We start from the raw sequence: 22,495 nt of genomic DNA, 5'->3' as shown, positions 1-22,495 counted from the left end.
ATTCTGATATAGTGTAAAATAATAAACAATTAAACCAATACTGGAGGTGTAAGCAATGGAATGGAATCAGATCCCTCTTGGCCCATTGCAAACAAATTGTTATGTTCTTTCGAATGAAAACAAAGATTGTTTAATCTTCGATCCGGGTGAAGAGAGCGGGAAACTAAGCGGTATTATTGAACAAAAAGGACTAAAACCTCAAGCTGTTATTCTTACTCATGCTCACTTTGATCATATTGGCGCTGTAGACGAAATAAGGGATACATTTTCTATTCCTGTATACATACATGAAAAAGAAGCAGCATGGCTTCCAGATCCAGCCTTAAATGGTTCTCATCTTTTTAAAATAGGCAAGCTGATAAAAGCAAGGCCCGCCGACCATATTATAACAGGGGAACAAGAGTTGAATATAGGTGAATTTCACTTTAAAATTTTAGAGACACCAGGCCATTCTCCGGGCAGTATTTCATTATATTTTGAAGAGGCTGATCTCGTGGTTGCCGGAGATGCTTTATTCAGCGGGAGCATTGGACGCACAGACCTGCCGGGCGGCAATCATCAGCAGCTTCTTGAAAGTATACATAATAAGCTTTTAACATTGCCTGAACAAACAGAAGTACTCCCTGGACACGGACCGGTAACGACAATTGGGCAGGAAATGGATTCAAATCCCTTCCTGAATGGGTTCTGAATGTAAAATAGAAAAGCCCTTCTCCAATGAGAAGGGCTTTTCTGGGGGATGTTTTATTCATATAAAAATGGGAGGGGATATAGTTAAGCTACTACATTAACAATATAACAGAGAAAACACTATGTCAATAGTGAAAACAGGGATCAAAACTAGATAAAATGGCTGTTTTCAATAAGCTGGAATTTTTTAATAAAGGGAGTTCTTATGCGGAATTTTATAATGGATTTTATAGAAAATACTCCTCAACAAATGATCAGCTATGCTGAATATATCCAGCAGGCCTTGTATCATTCCGAATATGGTTATTATATGAAAAACACGCCAAAAATTGGGCCGGCAGGAGATTTTATAACAAGCAGCAATATTTCTGATATATATGGAAGGACGATTTCAAAGTGGTTTTTTCAGAAGGCAAAGGAGTATAAGCTGCCTTTTCAGGTCTGCGAAATAGGGGGCGGAAATGGGCGTTTCGCCAGAGCTTTCATTGATGAATGGAAGGTTATTGCTGATGAAGAGATTCATTACTGCATTTTTGAAACAAGTCCCTATCACAGAAAGCTGCAGCAGGAACAGATTGCATTTTCTGAAAATATAAGACAAATAGATAGCTGGAATGAAATCATCCCATTTTGCGGCATGATTTTTTCAAATGAGCTGTTTGATGCCTTGCCCGTGCATGTGGTGGAGAAAAAGAATGATCAATTGCATGAAATTATGGTAACCGTAAAAGAAGGAGAGCTGGCAGAGAAAGCTGTGCCATTAACAAATGGAGATATCTGCTTATTTCTTGAAGAAAGCGGTCTGTCACTTAGCAATGGCCAAAGAATAGAAATTCCTCTGCAAATGGAACAGATGATCCAGAGCTTGTCGGCTGCTCTGAATAAAGGCATTGTACTGACTGCAGATTATGGGTATACAGATGAGGAATGGCAAGAGCCGATGAGAAGGGATGGGAGTCTAAGAGGTTATTACAAGCATTCCTTAATGAGTAATGTACTCGAGCAACCTGGAAAGATGGATATAACCAGCCATATCCATTTCGATTCCCTGATCCGCATTGGAGAAAAAGAAGGGCTGAACTTCCATTTTAAAATGAGGCAGGACGAATTCTTGCTTTCTGCGGGCATTTTACAGGAACTTGAAGATCATTATGATCCTAACCCGTTTTCTCCTATCAGCAAAAGAAACAGGGCAATCAGAAGTCTGATTATGCCTTCAGGCATGAGTTCAGCATTTCACCTAGTTCTTCAGGCAAAGAAAATATGTGAAAAATAAAAAAGCGATGGTTTCATCGCTTTTTTATATCGGCAATTAGTGGCCGCCCGCGCCAGGTGTCATCATAAATGTTGACCAATAAGTGAAGCCTACGAAGAAAACAGTCAAGTATGCTCCAAAAACATAAATATACATACGTTCGGAAAGCTTTAAGTAGCTTAAAAGCAGGAAAAATCCTGTTTGGCCGAAGAAAATCAAGGACGTTGTATACATGTCGCCAAGGTAAAACATAACGGCGAAAATTCCCGTCCAGAAGCCTAATACTCTGTACATACGATCCATATGTATCCCTCCTTTTACCCTTACAAGTCCATCACTACAATATTATAAAGTAAATGCTTAATAAAAGTAAATAATGGTTTCAAAATAGTCCAGAAAAGAGCAGGAAAAAACAATATGCTTCTTGAGCTGGTTTTTCTTATTCAAGTGTTCTTTAGTTTCCAACAATTGCCTGATAGGAGCATGCGTCACAGCCAGTCAGCATATTTTGCTTTTCCACCAGCTGAATAGAATCAAACAAACTTTCGAACATACCCTTCAAATATTCATAATGCATATTGCACACAGGCTCTGCGTGGCGAGCTGCAACCTCTTTAAATGGGCAATTATAAATTTGAAAATAGACAATAGTCTTTTCGGCATTTGCATCAAATTCAGGGTGAAAACCTGACATATCAGCAGCATGCTTTAGGATGTTTAATTTCTGGTCAAAGGTAAGTTTTTCTGTCCCTGCAAATCTTTTAAGCTCTTGCTGGATCAGTTCTCTGCCAAATTTCTTTCCTGTTGAATATAGTGCCTTTCTGCCTTCTTCACCTAACTCCAGCATTGTCTCCATAGCTATTTTGGCAAGCAGCTGATAATCCCTGTAAGGAAAATGCAGCTGAATCACATCATCAGATAAACGATATAACCGGCTTGGCCTTCCGCCTTTGCCTGTTTTTTTTGTTTCAGATACAAGCATGTTGACATCTTCAAGCTTCGATAAATGCAATCTTGCAACATTGGGATGAATGCTGAAATTATCTGCAATCTCCTGTACGGTCACATCTTTATGTCTTTTTGTAATGTATTGATAAATATAATAGCGGGTTGGATCGGATAACACATTAGTTATTTTTAATGTTTGCTCCATTTATTGTCACCTCAGAAGGGTTATTTATTCCCGAGGCCATCAGCTGTCACTTATATGAATGAGCTGGCGCCTTCCTGGCCTGCTTCCATTATAATACAGTCGATAGAGGTTAACACTGTAATCACTATAAGTTTAGAAAATGTTCACAAATTAAGTTTAATCACTTATACGAATGTGTATACATTTATTGTACAAATATTGTACAATAAGGGTGAAATAATATTGAATTTTGTGAGGTGAAGAGGTATGAGCCAATTGACATTTTTCACATATCCCAGCTGTACTTCCTGCAGAAAGACGAAAAAATGGCTGACAGCCCATTCAATTGATTTTGAAGAAAGGCATCTCTTCAGGGAGACTCCATCATCAAGAGAATTACTAAAAATACTTTCCTTAACAACAAGCGGCCTTGATGAGCTGCTCGCTACCCGCAGCCAGACCTATAAAAAACTGGAACAGAACCTTGAGGAATTATCTTTATCAGAAGTGGTGCAAATGGTAATAAAGGAGCCAAAACTGCTGCGGAGGCCCATACTGACAAATGGAGATAAAATTGTCATAGGCTACAATCCGGATGCATTTAAGAATATTGCCAAATAGATTATATGAGAATGCGCATAAATTGCGCATTCTCTTTTTTTGAGGTAAAAAAGGAAGGAACAACTGGTGTCCTTCCATAATTACTGGGCTAGCAGGATTCGAACCTGCGCATGACGGAGTCAAAGTCCGGTGCCTTACCGCTTGGCTATAGCCCATCAATTCATTTGGTACACTTTTATTATGAAAAGAAAAGAATTATTTATTCACAAATTCGTCAAAAAGATTTGCCGGAATATGGAGGTTATACTCGGGATTAGTCGAATTATTATCTATAACAATTAATAAAGGTGGTGCATAATTAGTTGAGTATAATTGAAAGAATGGCAGAACGAATTATCAAAGACGCCGTCAGGAGCCATGCTTCCGACATCCACATTATTCCCCGAAGAAAAGACACTCTAATTCAGCTGAGGTTCGGCAGCCAATTGACTCCCAGGCTTTATCTTCCCAAAGAAGAGTGCGACAGACTGATTTCTCATTTTAAATTTACCGCTTCGATGGACATTGGTGAAAAAAGACGGCCGCAAAGCGGTGCTTATTCCCTTGAAGTGGATGGACAAATGATTGGACTGCGGTTTTCAACCCTTCCATCAAGCCACAGCGAAAGCCTCGTTATCAGAATTCTGCCCCAGCAAGAACAGATTCCTTTTTTTCAAATCAGCCTTTTTCCAGACATGACAAGAAAAATGCTAGCATTACTGAAACATGCTCATGGATTAATTATTTTCACAGGCCCAACCGGAAGCGGAAAAACCACCACATTGTATTCTCTGCTGAATGAAACCTCTCATATGTTCCATCGCAATGTGATCACCCTGGAAGATCCGATTGAAAAAGAAAATGACTTGGTCCTTCAAGTTCAAGTTAATGAAAAAGCAGGCGTATCTTATTCCGCAGGCTTGAAAGCAATCCTTCGCCATGACCCCGATATCATTATGGTGGGTGAAATCAGGGATGCGGAAACTGCGAAGATTGCTGTTAGAGCAGCGCTTACAGGTCACCTTGTCTTAAGCACGATGCATACTCGGGATGCTCAGGGGGCTGTATATCGTTTAGCTGAGTTTGGGGTGAATATGATGGAAATTGAGCAGACACTAGTAGCTGTCACGGCTCAGCGCCTTGTCGAATTGAATTGCCCTTATTGTGAAGGGGAATGTTCTCCATTCTGCTATGGATACGGCAGGTGGAAAAGGGCAAGTGTGTTTGAACTTCTTGCAGGAAGAGCGCTTAATGCCTCCATCAAGAAGGCGAGAGGTGAAGGAAGTCTTGTTAAGTATCGCACACTTAAAGAGGTAATAACTAAAGGGATTGCTCTGGGATATATAAAGGACACTGAGTACAGCAGGTGGGTGCAAGACAATGCAGAAATATAAATGGACCATTCAAGAACAGGGCTTGTTTCTGAAAAATACTGGTGAACTGCTGTCCAGAGGGTACCCCTTATCTGAGGCACTGGAATCACTGATGCATCAGCTGCCGCCAAAACGAAAACATGAAATCAGCCAGTGCCTCTCTCAATTGAAAGAAGGATTTCCATTTTATCAAATCCTTGCAAACATGAACTTTAATAATAATCTGATCGGCTATGTATTTTTTGCTGAACAGCATGGCGGCCTTGCTTCAGCATTTCTTGAAGGAAGTGAAATGGTGCTGAGAAAAGGAAAGGACATTGAAAAATTGCAAAAACTGATGGCCTATCCTATTTTTCTGATGTTCATTACCGCATTCCTATTTGTCTTCGTTGATAAAGTCCTGCTTCCCCGTTTCTCCTCCTTATTCGTTTCCATGCATCTTAAGCCTAATTTCTTCACGAAAGCCGTTTATTTGTTTGGGGACCTTCTCCCATTATTCATTCTGACTGTACTCTTCGGTTTAGTCACTTTGCTTATATACTATTTTTTTAGATTCAGAAAGCTTTCCCCTATCCAGCAAAAGAAGGTCATGGTAAAAATTCCTGCGGGAGGCCATTTTCTTCGCCTTTACTATACCCATTTCTTTGCTGTACAGCTCAGTCACCTCTTAAATGGCGGCCTATCCATATATGAGGCGCTTAGTCTTTTTGAGAAAAATGATAAGCAGCCTTTTTACAGTGCCCTCGGTGAAGCCGTGAAAATCAAACTCCGTGAGGGGAATAAACTTGAGGATATACTAATTAGTTATCCTTTTTTTGAAAGGGAACTGGCCAATATTATCAGACATGGTCAAAAAAATGGGAGGCTGGACCAGGAATTATCTTTTTTCAGCAGGCATTGTTTAAATAAACTGGAGGAAAAGACAGAAAAACTTCTTAAAGTGATTCAGCCTATTTTATATATGTTTATCGGTTTTTTAATAGTCTCAATGTATTTGGCGGTTCTGCTGCCTATGTTTCATCTATTGGAGGGATTTTAATGAAATGGCGCACAGTAAATAATGACAAAGGGTTCACGCTCATTGAAATGATGATTGTTTTATTGGTGATTTCCGTGCTCTTAATCATCACCATTCCGAATGTAACGAAACACAATTCAAAAATAAACAGCAAGGGATGCGATGCGTTTGTTAAAATGGTGCAGGCCCAGGTTCAGGCATATGAAATTGACAATAAAGAGCTTCCTTCAGGTATACAGGATTTAGTGGATTCCGAATACCTCAATGCTGAAACCACGACTTGTCCAAATGGAGATGCCATTAAGATTTCTGCAGAAGGGAAGGTTGAATCTTCAGGGTCATGATAAAGAACAAAGAAGGCTTTACATTAATAGAAACTCTTTTCGTTTTCAGTATTTTCCTTATGATTGCCACGATTACAGCTATTCTTCTTAAACCGCAATTCCTCAATCTTGAAAAGAGAATGTTCTTTTCCCAATTAAAGTCTGACCTGCTTTATGCCCAGAGCTATGCCATCACCCATCAGACAGATGTAGCTATTCAAATTGTTCCCGAGAAGAAAAGGTATTACGCCCAGGCAAAGTTTGCAGCTGATCGTATCATCAGCAGAGAATATCCTGGAATAATTGAGATTAAGGAGGGTACCATGCCATTGTTTTTTCAATATGGACCTGGAGGTATTACAAATAAATTCGGTACTTTCTATGTCAAAGCAGGAAATGACCAATACAAAATTACCTTTTTAATTGGAAGAGGGAGATTTTATGTGGAGAAGGAATGAAGGATTCTTTTTGGCCGAGCTCCTTCTGTCTTTATCAGGGATTCTGCTTGCAGCGGGCATAATGTTTCCTCTTGTTATTAAGGCTATTGAGCACTCTGAAGAGGTAAAACAGGATTACAAAAGCACACAGCTGCTTTATGAGAGTCTTCAGCAGGCCGCCTCGGAAGGGCATTATCCTGAGGGGAAGACTATAATAAAAAATCAAACCGTCTATGAAATATTCCCTATCGAAAACCAAGGATTTATGGAGGTTTGCATAAGATATGAAAACGTACGGGATAGACCGGAAGAAAAGTGTGAAGTATTCCAACAATAAAGGATTTACCATGCTGGAAATGCTGTTTGCGTTTGCAATATTTTTAATGATCTCTTCCTTTTTGCCTGTCAGCATTCATTTCCTCTTTCAGGACTGGAAAATGGAAGCCAGGACGCAAAGGCTTGAGTGGCATGTATTTATCAATCAGCTGAAAAAAGAGATCAGGCTTGCTGATGCTGCAGAAATATCACCAGTTTCCATTGTATTAACGATAGACGGGAAAAATGTGATTTATGAAAAATATGGTTCTAATTTGAGGAGGAGAGTGGATATGAAAGGCCATGAAATTGTCCTGCAGAAACTTGATAGAATAACATTCAGTTCCATTAAAAGCGGAGTTGAAATAAATGTATCGGATAGTTTTGATCAGGAGCATTCGGCCCGTCTATATTACCTTATGAATATGGAGGATATTGATGTACCGTAATCAGGATGGATTTTCTTATCCACTTACTTTAACAATCATTCTGGCTGCACTCTTTCTCCTTACGATTCAATTAGATCATTTTATTTCTGAGAAAAGGATAGTGAATCAGGCGGAAACCGTCATGATGCAGGAGTATTACTTACTGTGTTCCTTAAAAAAAACTGAAAAAATGCTAAGCGAAAATATAGACCCGGATGAGTCAGGGATTTTTTCGTTTAAAAATGGATCTGTTTCATATGAAGTCTCACCAGTGGCAACAAGCTTAATTCAAATTACCTTCAAAACGAAAATTGGGTCTGATAAGGAAATTTTCGGATATGCTTACTATGACACGGATCTGCAAAAAATGATAAAATGGATTGAAAAAAACTAAGTGGGGATAAAGATGAAGCCAATTTACTTAATCGGATTCATGGGTGCCGGCAAAACAACAATTGGAAAAGAGCTTGCATCCTGCTTAAACCAAGAAGTAATCGATACAGATGAAGAAATAGTTATGCGGGAGAAGAAAAATATTAATGATATTTTTGAAGAGCATGGAGAGGAATACTTCAGAAACCTTGAAACTCTTATATTAGATGAATTTGATAATAGAGCGGGAATTGTTACTACTGGCGGGGGAATTGTAGTTAAACCTGAAAACAGAAAAAAGCTGAATGAAAAAGGAATCGTTTTCTTCCTTTATGCATCGCCGGAAGAAATATTTAAGCGGATTGAAAACGATCATTCCAGACCCCTGCTGAAAGGCGATAAAAAAAGGCTGATTCAGGAACTTTATGAAAAAAGGATGCCACTATATAAAGAAACCGCTCATGTAGTCATTGATACCACTAATAAAGATAAAGCAGAAATAATTCAGGAAATAACAGATTGTTTAGGGTGAAAACTAGTTGGACATACTTGTAAATGATAAAATGCAAGCTTTAATTGCAATATGTGCAGAAAAAGGCAGGTATGACAAATGAAATCCAACGATTATGTAAAGTATCTTACACAGACAGTAGTAAAATATATAGATCAGCCCAAAGATGAGCGAAAACGGCATAAAATAGAGAAAAAGGACATGAAAGAGCCGTTTTTATTCAGGTGGTTTGGCATGTTTTCATATCTTTTCTATTTGGGCATAAAAAGAAAAAAACATAAATAGATTTCATGCAAAAAACCGGCAATGTCTGCCGGTTTTTTGTGTGATTTCATACTGCGCTGTCTGTCAGATAAAAGAGGCCTCCATTTATTATAGAGATATTAATCTTTGGCTCATATTGCTCTTGAAGGGCTGCTTTCTCGTTTTCATAGCTTTCCCCCTTTTCTTCTGCATCTTCATAAAAATGTTCAAGAAGGCTGAGATCTTTTTGCCAGCGCTTACGGGCTTCTTCGGCCCATAAATGTTCTTCTTGTTCAATTTCGGACTTTATGAAATTAGCTACCCTGAACACACCGCTCCCCGGCATAATGAGCGGAGACAGAGTGAAAGAGTAGTCGGGAATCTTTGGTGTAAGGCTCATGTCAAGCAATCTGTCATGAAAGCTTTCGACCATTTGTCCATTTATTAATTGGAGGCCGATGGATTTAAAGACATCTCTTTTTCGGTCGCATTGATAAGATACGCGGACATTCATTCCCAGCCATGGCCTTAAGGGAACCTGCATGCCTGGTGCCAGCCGGTGGTTTTCATATAATCGTATATAGCCTGCCAGGTTTCGGGCAGAATGAAAAATCTGGTGAAGTCTTGGGGACCCAAAATGAATGACTTCCCCCTTAATATGCGCAGGGGCGAGCTGCTGGTTTGTAATAAGTGTAAGCTGCATTGGGTTAGGAACCCCGCCTGTTTTTTCGAGATAATGCCAGTAAAAGGGGCGATTCATTAATTCCTTATCCAAGTCAATCGTCAGCTGTACGGTCATATAACCCGGGCCTTTATCAATTATTTCGCATCCATTTGCGTGAAAATACCTTTCAAGGAATTTATGAATTTCCTGTTGCTGCATTCAGTCCACCTTCTTTCATATCTTCAGCAAATTGAATCATGCTCGTCAGGTTCTCCATTTTGATTCTCATTTCACCTTCTGAGGCTGATCTTCCGAAAATGTCTACAAGGTGATCGTCAATACTTCCAAATTCAAGTTTTGATAAAATATCATCCAAATCACCTATGACTTTTTCAAAAAGATGTATTTTCTCATATAAAAGCTTCATTACATGTTCTTCGACTGTATCTTTCGTGGCAAAATTATAAATCATGACATCCTTTTCCTGGCCGAGACGATGGATACGTCCTATCCTTTGTTCGAGACGCATTGGATTCCAGGGGAGATCAAAATTAATGATATGATTGCAGAATTGCAGGTTTATCCCTTCTCCTCCTGCTTCTGTTGCTATCAGGACTTGAGCATTCTTTTGGAAAAGCTCCCTCATCCAGTCCTTTTTGCCTCTTTTAAATCCTCCCCTGAACGGCACAGATGTAATCCCGTATTGTTTTAAAAACCACTGAAGATACATTTGTGTTGCTCTGTATTCAGTAAAGATTATGACCTTGTCATTGATGGTTTGTATTAATTCCAGAGCTTTTTGAGCTTTGGAATTTTGCTGGACAGCTTCTACTTTTTTAATAAGGTACTGTATTTGTTCCTGAAAAGCTATTGAGGGCTGTTCCTGCTTTTTTAGCATATTCTGAAGGGTGAAATAGACAGCTTCTCTGCTGCTGCACGCCTCTCTTTGCAGGGTCATCACTGAAAATTGGCTCGAACTGACCCAGTCACCTTCACCCCGCAGCTCTGTTACAGCATCATAAAGCTCGCGCTCAGCCTGCGAAAATTCAATCGGTATTGTTTCCACATGTCTTTTGGTCCATTCAATTCCAGTATCTGCCCTGCGGTTGCGGATCATTACTTTATTTACGAGTTCTTTTAGATGTGCATCATCGTTTAAAGAACGCGAGTCCTTTTTATAATTCTCATAAAAAGCTGATTCATTGCCAAGATGGCCCGGTTTGAGCAAAGACACAAGGTTGAATATCTCACTGATGCGATTCTGAATGGGTGTTGCTGTTAAAAGAAGGCAAAATTTCTTTTTCAGGTTTTGCACAAACTCATAGTTTTTGGTTTTATTATTTTTAAGCTTGTGAGCTTCGTCTATAATGATCAGATCATAATCAAGGCTGTAGATAATGTCCCGATGGGGATTGCGTTTGGCTGTATCAATGGATGATACCACTACGTCGCATTGTTCCCATACATAGCTTTTCCGCTGTGCCACAGCCGGAATGAAAAATTTGCTGTTGAGCTCCATGGCCCATTGTGAAACGAGGGAAGCAGGAACGAGTATAAGGACTTTTTTTACGAGTCCCCTGATCATATATTCCTTTAATATCAGACCAGCTTCAATCGTTTTACCGAGACCGACCTCATCAGCAAGAATCGCTTTGCCGTTCATGCTTTCAACTACCTGCTTGGCTACTTCCAGCTGATGGGGAAGGGGAGTAAGGTTCGGCAGATGCTTTGGAGCCTGCAGGCCTTCAAAATCAGGAATAGTCGTGTGGTTTTCAACCTCAACACCCAGTTTATAAAGCTCCCAATTTCCCCATGGGCCGTCGTCATCAATTCTTTTTAAGAATTCATCCTGCCAGGCAGAATCAAAGCCAATTTGCACTGTCATAAAAACAGCTCCTTTTATCTATATAAAGATATTGCCCAAACCTCGTTAAGGTGGTACGATGTTAATAGCTTTGAAAGTTTTGAAAGTTAACACATTACATTTAGTTAACCGAAATAATGGAATCTTTATTTTTTCTGTTTGGTATAAGTATGACCAACTTGGAAAATTTTATAAATGCGAATGACAACAAGGGGAGAGACTACAATTGTAGCGCCGAAGGAGCAAGCAAAATCTGTGAATCTCTCAGGCAAAAGAACTCTTGTTTGACGCAGCTCTGGAGAGTGCTTTTTAATAAGCCACCCAAGGGGAAAGCCGATTTCGGTAAACTTTCAGGTGCAAGGACAGAGATCTTCTCATATTTGAGGGGATACTCTGTCCTTTTTATGTTCAACAAGAAATTTTTGAACTTCAAGAACTGTCTAGCTCCAGCGCCTACCCCCTCGAGGTCACGAGCCAATCCTCCCAAAAAGGCAAAGAACGCCTTTTCGTGAGGCTTGTCTTGTGCTTGTCGGGGGTAGGCAAGGCGCTTCCGCTTTTCTTATGTTCCTGCAACAAACTTCAAAAGATTTAAGGGGGACGAGTAAATGTCACAGTTAAAACGCACGCCTTTATCCGAGGTGTACAAAGATTACGGAGGAAAAACCATTGACTTTGGGGGCTGGGACCTTCCTGTTCAATTTTCAAGCATTAAAGAAGAACATGAAGCAGTCCGTACAAAAGCCGGACTTTTTGATGTATCCCATATGGGTGAAATCGAAGTAAAGGGGACGGATAGCCTTAAATACCTTCAAAAAATGATGACGAACGATATTTCCAAATTAAAGAACTCAGGTGCTCAATATACAGCCATGTGTTATGAGAATGGCGGAACTGTTGATGATTTACTTGTCTATAAAATAGAGGATGACCATTATTTGCTGGTTGTAAATGCTTCCAATATTGAAAAGGACTTTAACTGGCTACAGGACCATGCTGAAGGGAATGTGGAATTGAAAAACCTTTCTGAAGATATGGCACAGCTTGCGATTCAGGGACCGCTTGCAGAAAAAGTGCTCCAAAAGCTTGCTGGCACGAACCTGTCGGATATCGGATTTTTCAAATTCCAGCAGGATGTAGATCTGAATGGAAAGAAAGCGCTAGTCTCCAGAACAGGATATACAGGAGAAGACGGATTTGAAGTTTATTGTGACGCCAAGGATGCAGTCGCGTTATGGAATGAAATCCTTGAAGCAGGCAAAGAAGAAGGCGTTCTCCCATGCGGGCTTGGCGCAAGGGATACTCTTCGCTTTGAAGCCAATCTGGCACTCTATGGCCAGGAGCTCTCACCTGAAATCACACCGCTTGAGGCAGGAATCGGCTTTGCTGTAAAAGTCAATAAAGAAGCTGATTTTATCGGCAAAGAAGTGCTTAAGAATCAAAAAGAAAATGGGGTTCCGCGCAAGCTGGCTGGAATTGAAATGATTGACCGCGGCATTCCGCGCCATGGCTATCCTGTATATAAAGGGGAAGAACTGATCGGGGAAGTGACAACAGGCACTCAATCTCCGACATTAAAAAAGAATATTGGCCTTGTTCTTATCAAGAAAGAGCATGCGGAGCCGGGAACGGAATTGGAAGTGGAAATCCGCGGCAAACGACTGAAGGCTAAGATTGCAGCAACACCTTTTTATAAAAGAGAAAAGAACTAACCGGGGGGAGAAAATGATGAAACATCGCTATTTACCGATGACAGAGTCTGACCAGAAAGCAATGCTTGAAAAAATCGGCGTCAGTTCTGTGGAAGAACTATTCAGTGATATTCCCGAAAGTGTAAGGTTTAAGGGTGAATATAAAATCAAGCCGGCAAAATCAGAGACAGCCTTACTGAAAGAGCTTACTAAAATGGCTCAGAAAAATGCTGATCTTCGTACAAATACATCTTTCCTTGGTGCAGGTGTTTATGATCATTACATGCCAATCATTGTTGATCATGTGCTATCACGTTCAGAGTTTTATACGGCCTATACTCCTTACCAGCCGGAAATCTCCCAGGGAGAGCTTCAGGCAATATTTGAATTCCAGACAATGATCTGTGAGTTAACAGGAATGGATGTTGCCAACTCATCTATGTATGATGGCGGAACAGCCCTTGCTGAAGCAGCCATGCTTAGCGCAGGCAGCACACGCCGCAAGAAAGTTCTTATCTCCAGCGCGGTTCACCCTGAATCTAAAGAAGTAGTCAAGACATACGCAAAGGGCCAATATATTGAAGTGATTGAAATCCCTCATAAAGACGGCATCACAGATCTTGAAGCTCTAAATGGAATGATAGGCGATGATATCGCAGCTGTCATTGTACAGTATCCTAACTTTTTTGGCAGAGTCGAGCCTTTAAAAGAGCTTGAGGAGATTATCCATGCCCATAAATCCATGTTTGTTGTTTCAAGCAACCCGCTTGCACTTGGCGCACTGACACCTCCGGGTAAATTCGGAGCAGACATTGTAGCAGGAGATGCCCAGGTTTTCGGAATTCCTACAGCTTTCGGAGGCCCCCATTGCGGATATTTTGCCGTAACATCCAAGCTAATGAGGAAAGTGCCGGGACGTCTTGTCGGACAAACGGTAGACGATCAGGGGCGCCGCGGATTCGTGCTTACTCTTCAGGCACGTGAACAGCATATCCGACGCGATAAGGCAACCTCAAATATTTGTTCCAATCAGGCTCTAAACGCACTTGCCGCATCTGTAGCGATGACAGCTCTTGGCAAGAAGGGCGTAAAGGAAATGGCTGCTGCCAACATGCAAAAGGCCCATTATGCAAAACAGCAATTTAAGGCTGCCGGCTTTGAAGTTCCATTTGAGGGCTCTTCATTTAATGAATTTGTCATCAAGTTGAATAAGCCTGTTAAAGAAGTAAATCAAAAGCTTCTGGAAAAGGGCATTATTGGCGGCTACGATTTGGGCAGAGATTATTCTGACCTGAAAAATCATATGCTTGTTGCTGTAACGGAATTGAGAACGAAGGATGAAATCGATGCATTCGTTAAAGAAATGGGGGATTACCATGCATAAGGAAGATCAGCCACTCATCTTTGAATTAAGCACAGAAGGCCGTATCGGCTATAGCCTGCCTGAAATGGATATTCCAGAAATTGACCTGGGCGAACTTCTTCCCGAAGGCTACCTGCGAGAGGAAGAGCCTGAGCTGCCGGAAGTGTCTGAACTTGATATCATGCGTCATTATACTGCACTTTCCAAACGCAATCATGGCGTTGATTCAGGGTTTTATCCACTGGGTTCCTGCACAATGAAATACAACCCTAAAATCAATGAGAATGTAGCGCGCTTCAATGGTTTTGCCCACTTGCACCCGCTGCAGGATGAAAGCTCTGTTCAAGGGGCTCTGGAACTGATGTATGATCTGCAGGAGCATCTGATTGAAATTACGGGAATGGATGAGGTTACGCTTCAGCCAGCTGCAGGAGCACACGGAGAATGGACTGGATTAATGATGATCCGTGCTTATCATGAGGCGAATGGCGATACAAAGCGTACAAAAGTAGTCGTTCCTGACTCTGCCCACGGAACAAATCCTGCATCCGCGACAGTCGCAGGCTTTGAAACAGTAACTGTTAAATCTAATGAAAATGGGCTGGTGGATTTAGAGGATTTAAGACGAGTGGTTGGCGAGGACACTGCTGCCCTTATGCTGACTAACCCGAATACTTTAGGTTTGTTTGAAGAAAACATTCTTGAAATGGCTGAGATTGTTCACGGCGCCGGCGGGAAGCTGTACTATGATGGAGCTAACCTGAATGCTGTACTTTCAAAAGCACGTCCGGGAGATATGGGGTTTGACGTTGTTCACCTTAACCTGCATAAAACCTTTACAGGACCGCATGGCGGCGGCGGACCGGGATCAGGGCCAGTAGGCGTAAAAGAGGATCTGATTCCTTACCTTCCGAAGCCTGTTTTGGTTAAGAACGGTGACCAATATGAATTTGATTATGACCGTCCGCAATCAATCGGCCGAGTAAAGCCATATTACGGAAACTTCGGAATCAATGTCCGGGCTTATACTTATATCCGTACTATGGGGCCAGATGGACTGAAGGCAGTTACGGAAAATGCGGTATTAAACGCAAACTATATGATGAGAAGGCTTGCGCCATTCTTTGACCTGCCATTTGACAGACATTGCAAGCATGAATTCGTTTTAAGCGGAAAGCGCCAAAAGAAACTTGGCGTGCGTACATTGGATATTGCCAAGCGCCTTCTTGACTTTGGCTACCATCCCCCAACCATCTACTTCCCGCTTAACGTGGAAGAGTGCATAATGATTGAGCCGACAGAAACAGAATCAAAAGAAACGCTGGACGCTTTTGTCGACGCCATGATTCAAATAGCTAAAGAAGCTGAGGAAAACCCTGAGATTGTTCAGGAAGCACCTCACACAACAGTAATTGGCCGTCTGGATGAAACAATGGCTGCAAGAAAGCCGGTTCTTCGCTATCAAAAACAATAAAACGAAAATGGGTGTCCTTAAGAGGGCACTCTTTTTTTCGGTATATTGACTATTATCTGAACTCTGTGAAGGAATAAGGAAATTCGTGAGTAATGCAGCGATTCCGGGGAAAAGAATCAAGCTAAATGAGGAAAAAACAGCGGTTTTTCGGAATGAATTATGATTGAACCTGCAGAGGGTTTTCCAATCAAGAGACCCCGTTAAGGTAACGGGGTCTTTTCAAATATTGCTATTATTTTTTCGCTTTCACTTTTCCTGTCCATTTTTTAAATCCGCCCTGCAGGTGTGAAAGGTCTTTGTATCCTTTACGATGCAAAAACTGGGCAGCTCTCGCACTTCTCATGCCGCTTTGGCAATATAAGTAGACTGGCTTGTCCGGACGCAATTCCTTCATGCGCATTTTCATTTGTGAAAGCGGTATATTGCGGGCACCTAAAATATGGCCGTTTTCAAATTCATTTGGTTCACGTACATCAATTAATTGGGCTTTTCTGTAGCCTTCTCTGAACTGGTCTTCCGAAAGCGTTTTAACAATTCGGCGCTGATAAAACCAGGTTATCACGGAATAGGTAATGATTGCACCCAAAATGATAAGAATGAAATAAAGTGTTTCCAATATGTCTTTCTCCTTTCACACATAGGTAAGCCAACTAATATTATATAAGCCTTTCCTAATAGGAGTAAAGGAAATCTGTTAAATTTGTTATGGAAATTCAACTTGCTTTAAATTTCACTGGAATTTTGGTAGACTATTAACCGCAAATGACTAGTTAAAGAATCTGAAAATGAGGGCTACATATGACTAAAGAAGTTTGGCGGTTTATCGATTCGAAAGAGGGATCACCTTCTTTTAATATGGCTTTGGATGAAGCATTGCTTGACTGGAACAGTGAAGGCAAAATGCCTCCTGTAATCCGTTTTTACGGCTGGAATCCGGCAACTCTTTCAATCGGTTATTTCCAAAAGGTTGAAAAAGAAATAGATATGGAAGCTGTGAAGCAGCATGGATTGGGATTTGTCCGCAGGCCTACAGGCGGAAGAGGCGTGCTTCATGAACATGAACTCACTTACAGTGTGATTGTACCTGAATCCCACCCCGATATGCCGAATACAGTAACTGAGGCATACAGAGTTATTTCTGAAGGGATTTTAAAAGGTTTTCACGGACTTGGGATGGAAGCTTATTTTGCAGTGCCGAAGACAGCTGATGAAAGGGACTCTCTGAAAAATCCAAGATCTGCTGTTTGTTTTGATGCCCCCAGCTGGTATGAACTTGTTGTAGAAGGCCGTAAAGTGGCGGGGAGCGCACAAACAAGGCAAAAAGGGGTAATCCTTCAGCATGGTTCCATTTTGCTTGATTTGGATGAAGACAAGCTGTTCAGCTTGTTCAAGTATCCGAATGACAGAGTCAAAGAGAGAATGCAAAAAGCCTTTAAGAATAAAGCTGTTGCCATAAATGAGCTGACAGCTGAAAAAATTACTCTGGATCAAGCAAAAACAGCTTTCAAAAAGGGATTTGAAGAAGGCTTGAATATTGAACTTGAACCTTACAGGCTTACAGATGAAGAAATGGCATATGTACAAAAAATCGCAAAAGAGCGATATGAAAGTGATGACTGGAACTATAAGAGATAAAAGCGGCAAAGTCGCTTTTTCTCTTTTTTTAATGAATATTTTTCCAATTGTTACCCTGTAAAAGTGCAAGCTTCAAAATATGTTAAAATTTTTCGTTATTTGTCGGAAATCGGCTATTAACTCTGTTTTTCTTTAAATTTTGGTATATTTTAAGTTTGACAAAATTACTTTTAGCTGAATTTAACACAATATATAGTGGTGTCGAAAATATTTAGGACACTATATATTGATTTTGGGGTTTGAGGTATGGTAACTTTAGGGTACTCTTTTAAAACAGATAGATTTACCCTATCTGCCAGAATGCTTACACATTAATTGATAATTGAATTTAGAAGGAGTTGTAACAATGTCTGTTGCTCTAGGACAAAAAATGAAATTGAACATTGATCGTTTAAACAAGGATATCCGTCTTTTTCCTCAGGTTCACCCTGTAACCCCAGATATGAAAATGACCCACAAAGGTGTTTCCCGCTTAGTTATGCTAGATCGTTACACCTTCAAAGACACCGAGAAAGTGACACTCACAAACGGTGACTTCGTCGTCCTCACAATCAAGGAAGATCCAAAATTTCCGGCACGCGGCTTAGGGTTCATCCAGGATATTGACTGGGAAAACAAGACAGCCAAGGTATTAGTAGAGGAAGATTACAGAGGAGTGCTGGATGATCCGGAAGAATCGAGAACAGGCATTATTACAAAGCCTCTTGATGTAATCGAGAAACCCCTTGAAATCTACTATGAGCAAATCGCCAAGCGTAACGCAACAGGCCTGGCATCTGTTGAGAAGACCGAAGAAAAGAGAAAAGAATGGTTTGAAAAATTCTATCAGGAATTGAAAAACTTGAATTTCATTCCGGCTGGCCGCGTATTGTATGGAGCGGGTGCCGACACAGATGTTACGTACTTCAACTGCTACGTAATGCCATTCGTACAGGACTCCCGTGAAGGAATTTCCGAACACCGCAAGCAGGTAATGGAAATCATGAGCCGAGGCGGAGGAGTTGGGACAAACGGTTCAACCCTAAGGCCGCGCAACACTCTGGCTAAAGGAGTAAACGGCAAGTCATCGGGTTCAGTATCCTGGCTTGATGATATTGCGAAGCTTACACACCTTGTGGAGCAGGGAGGTTCCCGCAGAGGTGCTCAGATGATTATGCTGGCCGACTGGCATCCGGACATCATCGAATTCATCATCTCGAAAATGCAAAACCCAAGAATTTTACGATTCCTTCTTGAAAATACAAATGATGAAACAATAAAAAAATATGCAAAAGAAAAATTAAAATTCACTCCATTTACTGAACAGGAAATTGCCATGTACCAGGGTATTATTAATTACAAGAGCATTCCCGGCTATGGCGGATTCAGCGATAAAATCATAAAGGATGCCGAAGAAAAATTGGAGACTGGCGGTACTTACAGTGTTCATAATTCTGAATTTCTGACCGGGGCAAACATTTCAGTCTGCCTGACAAAAGAATTTATGGATGCAGTTGAAAATGATGCAGACTATGAGCTTCGGTTCCCGGATGTTGAATCATATGATGCTGATACCATGAAAACCTACAACGAAGAATGGCATAAAGTCGGTGACGTCAGAGAGTGGGAAAAACTTGGCTATAAAGTCCGAGTTCACCGCAAAATCAAAGCGAAAGAACTTTGGAACCTGATTAATATCTGTGCAACATACTCAGCAGAGCCAGGTATTTTCTTTATTGATAATGCCAACGACATGACCAATGCACAGGCTTACGGACAAAAGGTTGTAGCAACAAATCCGTGTGGCGAACAGCCTCTCGCGCCATATTCTGTCTGCAACCTTGCAGCAGTGAACCTTGCAGAAATGGCAGATAAGGAAAATAAGACCGTTAACTTTGAAAAGCTGAAGCGTACTGTTGAGGTAGGAGTACGTATGCAGGACAATGTAATAGATGCTACACCATACTTCCTTGAAGAAAACAAAAAGCAGGCATTAGGAGAGCGCCGTGTTGGTCTAGGCGTTATGGGACTTCATGATCTGCTGATCTATTGTGAAACAGAATATGGTTCTGAAGAAGGCAATGTGCTGATTGACAAAGTCTTCGAAACCATTGCAGCAACTGCTTACAAAGCTTCTGTAGAGCTTGCGGAGGAAAAAGGGAGCTTCCCATTTTTAACAGGTGAAAATCAAGAAGAAACAAATCGCCTGCGCAAAGCTTTTACAGAAACAGGCTTCATGCAGAAAATGCCTGAGGATATCCGTGAATCCATTTTACAAAGCGGAATTCGTAATTCACATCTGCTGACTGTTGCTCCTACTGGATCCACAGGTACCATGGTTGGAGTATCTACAGGTCTTGAACCATATTTCTCCTTCTCATACTTTAGAAGCGGCCGCTTAGGCAAGTTCATTGAAGTGAAGGCAGATATTGTTCAGGAATATTTAGATCGCAATCCGGATGCAGATCCTAATAACCTGCCTGAATGGTTTGTGGCTGCGATGGATTTGGCTCCTGAAGCCCACGCAGATGTTCAGTGTGTGATACAGCGCTGGATCGACAGCTCGATCAGTAAAACAGTAAACGCACCGAAGGGCTACAGTGTTGAACAGGTTGAGCAAGTTTATGAACGCTTATACCGCGGCGGTGCAAAGGGTGGCACAGTCTATGTAGACGGATCACGCGATTCTCAAGTATTGACGCTGAAGGCTGAAGAGAATAGCTTTGAAGATACAGATACAGTCAAAAAAGAAAAATCAAAGCAGCATGTAGTTCTGGTTGATACAATCAGCGACCTGCGTTCAACCGATGTAACAATCGGTTCGGAAGTCGGCAACACATGCCCAGTATGCCGTAAAGGAAAAGTCAAAGAAATCGGCGGCTGCAATACTTGCACAAACTGTAATGCTCAGTTGAAATGCGGTTTATAAAAATAACTTAAAGAAACCAAGAAGATGGAAATAATTGTTCCATCTTCTTTTTTTGCTGTTGGATCATTTGGTTCATACTACAGTCATAGGGTTCTGCAGACAATTTTCGCTGGCAGGACAAATTGATAAAGTGAGGTATGCCTAATGAAGCCATTTATCCCTCAGCTAGTTTATATAGAACCTCAGGCTCTAGAATATCCAGTAGGAAGAGAGCTAAAGGAAAAATTTGAAAAAATGAATTTAGAAATTAGGGAAACAACATCACATAACCAGGTGAGAAATATTCCCGGGGATAACGAATTGCAGAAGTACCGCAATGCGAAATCCACTTTGGTGGTAGGCATCAGGCGGACTCTGAAATTTGATACATCCAAGCCTTCGGCAGAATATGCCATTCCGCTGGCTACAGGCTGCATGGGCCACTGCCATTATTGCTATCTGCAAACCACACTTGGCAGCAAGCCATATATTCGCACGTATGTAAACCTTGAAGAAATCTTTGAGCAGGCCTCTAAATATATGGAGGAGAGAAAGCCGGAGCTTACGCGATTTGAGGCTGCATGTACATCCGATATCGTAGGGATTGATCATTTGACCCATTCCCTGAAAAAAACAATTGAATTTATTGGCCAGACGGAGTATGGCCAGCTCCGGTTTGTCACTAAGTATCATCATGTCGACCATCTGCTTGATGCTAAACATAATGGGAAAACCCGATTTCGATTTAGTGTTAATTCGCGGTTTGTAATAAAAAACTTTGAACCGGGCACTTCCTCTTTCGATGATCGGCTTGAAGCTGCCCGCAAAGTAGCTAATGCCGGCTACCCGCTTGGCTTTATCGTAGCGCCTATTTACATGCATGATGATTGGCGTGAAGGCTATCATGAACTTTTTCAAAGGTTAAGCAAGTCGCTCGAAGGCATCAATCTGGAAGGATTAACTTTCGAGTTAATCCAGCACAGATTTACAAAACCAGCCAAAAAGGTAATTGAAAAACGCTACCCGAAAACAAAGCTGGAAATGGATGAAGAAAAACGTAAATATAAGTGGGGAAGATATGGAATAGGCAAGTATGTTTATCCGACTGATGAAGCAAAGGATCTTGAAAATACAATTAGGGGGTATATTCACTCTTATTTTCCAGAAGCAGAAGTGCAATATTTCACCTAAATCTGAGTTTTTGCTTGTCAGCCGTACTATTTTAAAAAGCTCCTGATTAAAGATGTATAAGTAAGAGTTCCTCTATGGGCAAGTACATCGACAGGAGTGGCTTACATGTATATAGATGGGGTTTTTTCAGGAGGAGGCATCAAGGGATTTGCGTTAATCGGTGCATATGAAGAAGTTCACAAAAGAGGTTTTCGATTTAAGCGGGTTGCGGGAACAAGTGCAGGTTCCATCGTTGCTGCTTTAATAGCTGCCAATTATACAAGTGATGAAATATATCGGCTCGTCGATGAGTTTGATGTAAAAAAGCTTCTTGATGAAAGAAAAACCTTTATTCCCTTCGCAGTCGGAAAATGGCTTAACCTTTATTGGCGGCTGGGATTATATAAAGGATCCGAACTGGAAACCTGGATTGCTCAAAAGCTGGCTGACAGGGGGATTAGAACCTTTTCAGATCTTCCTCCGCAATCGCTGAGAGTCATAGCGTCTGACCTGACAAACGGAAGACTGGTCGTACTGCCTGATGATCTTGTAAATTATGGGGTTGACCCCGCTTCGTTTTCGGTAGCAAAGGCGATAAGGATGAGCTGCAGTCTCCCGTATTTTTTTGAGCCGGTTAAGCTCAACACATCCAGCAGTTTCAGTGTCATTGTGGATGGAGGGGTTCTAAGCAATTTTCCCATGTGGCTCTTTGATAAGGAAAACGTGAAAAAGATAAGGCCTGTCCTCGGGATAAAGTTAAGCCATAATTTAAGCGAACGGCCGCCGAATAAAATTGACAACGCCATCCAAATGTATGCTGCGCTTTTTGAAACGATGAAGGATGCGCATGATGCCAGATACATCTCAAGAAAACATGCACAGAACATTATTTTCATTCCAACGGATGGCGTGCTGACTGCGGAATTTAATATAAACGAGCAGAAGAAAAAAGATCTTCTGGAGCACGGCAGGCAATGTGCGGAGCAATTTTTTTCATCATGGAGCTATTAATGAAAAAAGCCAGGAACGCGATTCTTGAAGGTTCCCGCGGAA

The 22,495-nt window shown here is 41.2% G+C and carries 24 protein-coding genes, 1 tRNA gene and 1 riboswitch; of the genes, 19 read left to right on the top strand and 6 right to left on the bottom strand.

Translation table 11 applies throughout. The annotated features are described in order from the left end of the window. Positions 1–55 precede the first annotated feature (55 nt). Both ACR42H_RS20395 and ACR42H_RS20390 read left to right on the top strand, forming a co-directional pair. On the top strand, positions 56–691 hold the full coding sequence (locus ACR42H_RS20395) for an MBL fold metallo-hydrolase (protein WP_113882845.1): 636 nt from the start codon (positions 56–58) through the stop codon (positions 689–691). Between the two features lie 204 nt (positions 692–895). Next, on the top strand, positions 896–1,966 hold the full coding sequence (locus ACR42H_RS20390) for a class I SAM-dependent methyltransferase (protein ID WP_436372916.1): 1,071 nt from the start codon (positions 896–898) through the stop codon (positions 1,964–1,966). 36 nt (positions 1,967–2,002) lie between these two features. On the opposite strand, the gene ACR42H_RS20385 is transcribed toward ACR42H_RS20390, so the two are convergent. Together ACR42H_RS20385 and ACR42H_RS20380 are read right to left on the bottom strand one after the other, a co-directional pair. After that, positions 2,003–2,248 (bottom strand): DUF2626 domain-containing protein, encoded by a 246-nt coding sequence (locus tag ACR42H_RS20385; protein WP_009332938.1) that lies wholly within the window; start codon positions 2,246–2,248, stop codon positions 2,003–2,005. A gap of 151 nt (positions 2,249–2,399) precedes the next feature. Further along, complete coding sequence (locus tag ACR42H_RS20380) at positions 2,400–3,098, bottom strand: helix-turn-helix transcriptional regulator (RefSeq protein WP_436372911.1); 699 nt, start codon at positions 3,096–3,098, stop codon at positions 2,400–2,402. Positions 3,099–3,344: 246 nt separating this feature from the next. On the opposite strand from ACR42H_RS20380, the gene ACR42H_RS20375 reads away from it, so the two are divergent. Continuing rightward, positions 3,345–3,698, top strand: a complete 354-nt coding sequence (locus ACR42H_RS20375; protein ID WP_113882848.1) for a Spx/MgsR family RNA polymerase-binding regulatory protein — start codon at positions 3,345–3,347, stop codon at positions 3,696–3,698. An 83-nt stretch (positions 3,699–3,781) separates the two neighbouring features. On the opposite strand, the gene ACR42H_RS20370 is transcribed toward ACR42H_RS20375, so the two are convergent. After that, positions 3,782–3,853 (bottom strand) — tRNA-Gln (locus tag ACR42H_RS20370). Between the two features lie 147 nt (positions 3,854–4,000). Here ACR42H_RS20370 and comGA point away from each other — a divergent pair. The 9 genes from comGA to ACR42H_RS20325 all read left to right on the top strand — a co-directional run bounded on the left by comGA (position 4,001) and on the right by ACR42H_RS20325 (position 8,739). Further along, a complete protein-coding gene (gene comGA / locus ACR42H_RS20365) occupies positions 4,001–5,071 on the top strand; it encodes a competence type IV pilus ATPase ComGA (RefSeq protein ID WP_436372907.1) in 1,071 nt (356 codons plus the stop codon). Next, the gene (gene comGB / locus ACR42H_RS20360; RefSeq protein ID WP_113884368.1) at positions 5,058–6,089 is read left to right on the top strand and encodes a competence type IV pilus assembly protein ComGB; all 1,032 of its coding nucleotides are present in this window, start codon (positions 5,058–5,060) and stop codon (positions 6,087–6,089) included. Before comGA ends, comGB begins: the two co-directional genes overlap by 14 nt. Beyond that, entirely contained in the window at positions 6,089–6,412 is a 324-nt protein-coding gene (gene comGC, locus ACR42H_RS20355) for a competence type IV pilus major pilin ComGC (protein WP_113884369.1), read from the top strand. Before comGB ends, comGC begins: the two co-directional genes overlap by 1 nt. Continuing rightward, positions 6,409–6,849 (top strand): competence type IV pilus minor pilin ComGD, encoded by a 441-nt coding sequence (gene comGD / locus ACR42H_RS20350; protein WP_436372903.1) that lies wholly within the window; start codon positions 6,409–6,411, stop codon positions 6,847–6,849. The genes comGC and comGD overlap by 4 nt, the downstream gene beginning before the upstream one ends. Continuing rightward, positions 6,833–7,165, top strand: coding sequence for a phosphatase (locus ACR42H_RS20345; protein ID WP_436372901.1), 333 nt, complete (start codon positions 6,833–6,835; stop codon positions 7,163–7,165). Before comGD ends, ACR42H_RS20345 begins: the two co-directional genes overlap by 17 nt. After that, positions 7,113–7,592 carry a competence type IV pilus minor pilin ComGF gene (comGF, locus tag ACR42H_RS20340; protein WP_436372898.1) on the top strand — a complete coding sequence of 160 codons (480 nt, stop codon included), beginning with the start codon at positions 7,113–7,115 and terminating at the stop codon, positions 7,590–7,592. Before ACR42H_RS20345 ends, comGF begins: the two co-directional genes overlap by 53 nt. Further along, positions 7,582–7,965, top strand: coding sequence for a competence type IV pilus minor pilin ComGG (comGG, locus tag ACR42H_RS20335; RefSeq protein ID WP_113884372.1), 384 nt, complete (start codon positions 7,582–7,584; stop codon positions 7,963–7,965). The genes comGF and comGG overlap by 11 nt, the downstream gene beginning before the upstream one ends. A 12-nt stretch (positions 7,966–7,977) precedes the next feature. Further along, positions 7,978–8,475, top strand: coding sequence for a shikimate kinase (locus ACR42H_RS20330; protein ID WP_113884373.1), 498 nt, complete (start codon positions 7,978–7,980; stop codon positions 8,473–8,475). Positions 8,476–8,553: 78 nt separating this feature from the next. Next, positions 8,554–8,739, top strand: a complete 186-nt coding sequence (locus ACR42H_RS20325) for a YqzE family protein (protein ID WP_436372895.1) — start codon at positions 8,554–8,556, stop codon at positions 8,737–8,739. Positions 8,740–8,785: 46 nt separating this feature from the next. Here the strand turns inward: ACR42H_RS20325 and ACR42H_RS20320 are convergent, their stop codons facing one another. Then, a complete protein-coding gene (locus ACR42H_RS20320; RefSeq protein ID WP_436372892.1) occupies positions 8,786–9,580 on the bottom strand; it encodes a YqhG family protein in 795 nt (264 codons plus the stop codon). Beyond that, positions 9,558–11,246 carry a DEAD/DEAH box helicase gene (locus tag ACR42H_RS20315; RefSeq protein ID WP_436372890.1) on the bottom strand — a complete coding sequence of 563 codons (1,689 nt, stop codon included), beginning with the start codon at positions 11,244–11,246 and terminating at the stop codon, positions 9,558–9,560. The genes ACR42H_RS20320 and ACR42H_RS20315 overlap by 23 nt, the downstream gene beginning before the upstream one ends. Before the next feature lie 180 nt (positions 11,247–11,426). Then, positions 11,427–11,515: riboswitch (glycine riboswitch) on the top strand. Between the two features lie 315 nt (positions 11,516–11,830). On the opposite strand from ACR42H_RS20315, the gene gcvT reads away from it, so the two are divergent. Genes gcvT through gcvPB form a run of 3 tightly spaced genes read left to right on the top strand, consistent with a single transcriptional unit; the run spans position 11,831 to position 15,750 of the window. Continuing rightward, positions 11,831–12,934: a glycine cleavage system aminomethyltransferase GcvT gene (gcvT, locus tag ACR42H_RS20310; protein ID WP_113884377.1), complete on the top strand. Its 1,104-nt coding sequence runs from the start codon at positions 11,831–11,833 to the stop codon at positions 12,932–12,934. 16 nt (positions 12,935–12,950) lie between these two features. Further along, the gene (gene gcvPA / locus ACR42H_RS20305; RefSeq protein WP_436377032.1) at positions 12,951–14,297 is read left to right on the top strand and encodes an aminomethyl-transferring glycine dehydrogenase subunit GcvPA; all 1,347 of its coding nucleotides are present in this window, start codon (positions 12,951–12,953) and stop codon (positions 14,295–14,297) included. Beyond that, complete coding sequence (gene gcvPB / locus ACR42H_RS20300; protein ID WP_113884379.1) at positions 14,290–15,750, top strand: aminomethyl-transferring glycine dehydrogenase subunit GcvPB; 1,461 nt, start codon at positions 14,290–14,292, stop codon at positions 15,748–15,750. The genes gcvPA and gcvPB overlap by 8 nt, the downstream gene beginning before the upstream one ends. 232 nt (positions 15,751–15,982) lie before the next feature. Here the strand turns inward: gcvPB and ACR42H_RS20295 are convergent, their stop codons facing one another. Next, entirely contained in the window at positions 15,983–16,366 is a 384-nt protein-coding gene (locus ACR42H_RS20295; RefSeq protein WP_113884380.1) for a rhodanese-like domain-containing protein, read from the bottom strand. A 182-nt stretch (positions 16,367–16,548) separates the two neighbouring features. Between ACR42H_RS20295 and ACR42H_RS20290 the strand changes: the two genes are divergently transcribed. The 4 genes from ACR42H_RS20290 (at position 16,549) to ACR42H_RS20275 (ending at position 22,453) form a co-directional block, all read left to right on the top strand. After that, positions 16,549–17,385 (top strand): lipoate--protein ligase family protein, encoded by an 837-nt coding sequence (locus tag ACR42H_RS20290; protein ID WP_113884381.1) that lies wholly within the window; start codon positions 16,549–16,551, stop codon positions 17,383–17,385. A gap of 346 nt (positions 17,386–17,731) precedes the next feature. After that, positions 17,732–20,293, top strand: a complete 2,562-nt coding sequence (locus ACR42H_RS20285) for a vitamin B12-dependent ribonucleotide reductase (RefSeq protein WP_113884382.1) — start codon at positions 17,732–17,734, stop codon at positions 20,291–20,293. Between the two features lie 144 nt (positions 20,294–20,437). Next, entirely contained in the window at positions 20,438–21,463 is a 1,026-nt protein-coding gene (splB, locus tag ACR42H_RS20280; protein ID WP_436372885.1) for a spore photoproduct lyase, read from the top strand. A 105-nt stretch (positions 21,464–21,568) separates the two neighbouring features. Beyond that, complete coding sequence (locus tag ACR42H_RS20275) at positions 21,569–22,453, top strand: patatin-like phospholipase family protein (protein ID WP_113884384.1); 885 nt, start codon at positions 21,569–21,571, stop codon at positions 22,451–22,453. Positions 22,454–22,495 lie beyond the last annotated feature (42 nt).

Origin of the sequence: Cytobacillus sp. BC1816 (assembly GCF_051353635.1) — a bacterium.
GTDB lineage: Bacteria > Bacillota > Bacilli > Bacillales > Cytobacillaceae > Cytobacillus > Cytobacillus oceanisediminis_C.
Note: the sequence above shows the minus strand (reverse complement) of the source record. Positions and strands in the feature narration are given on the sequence as shown.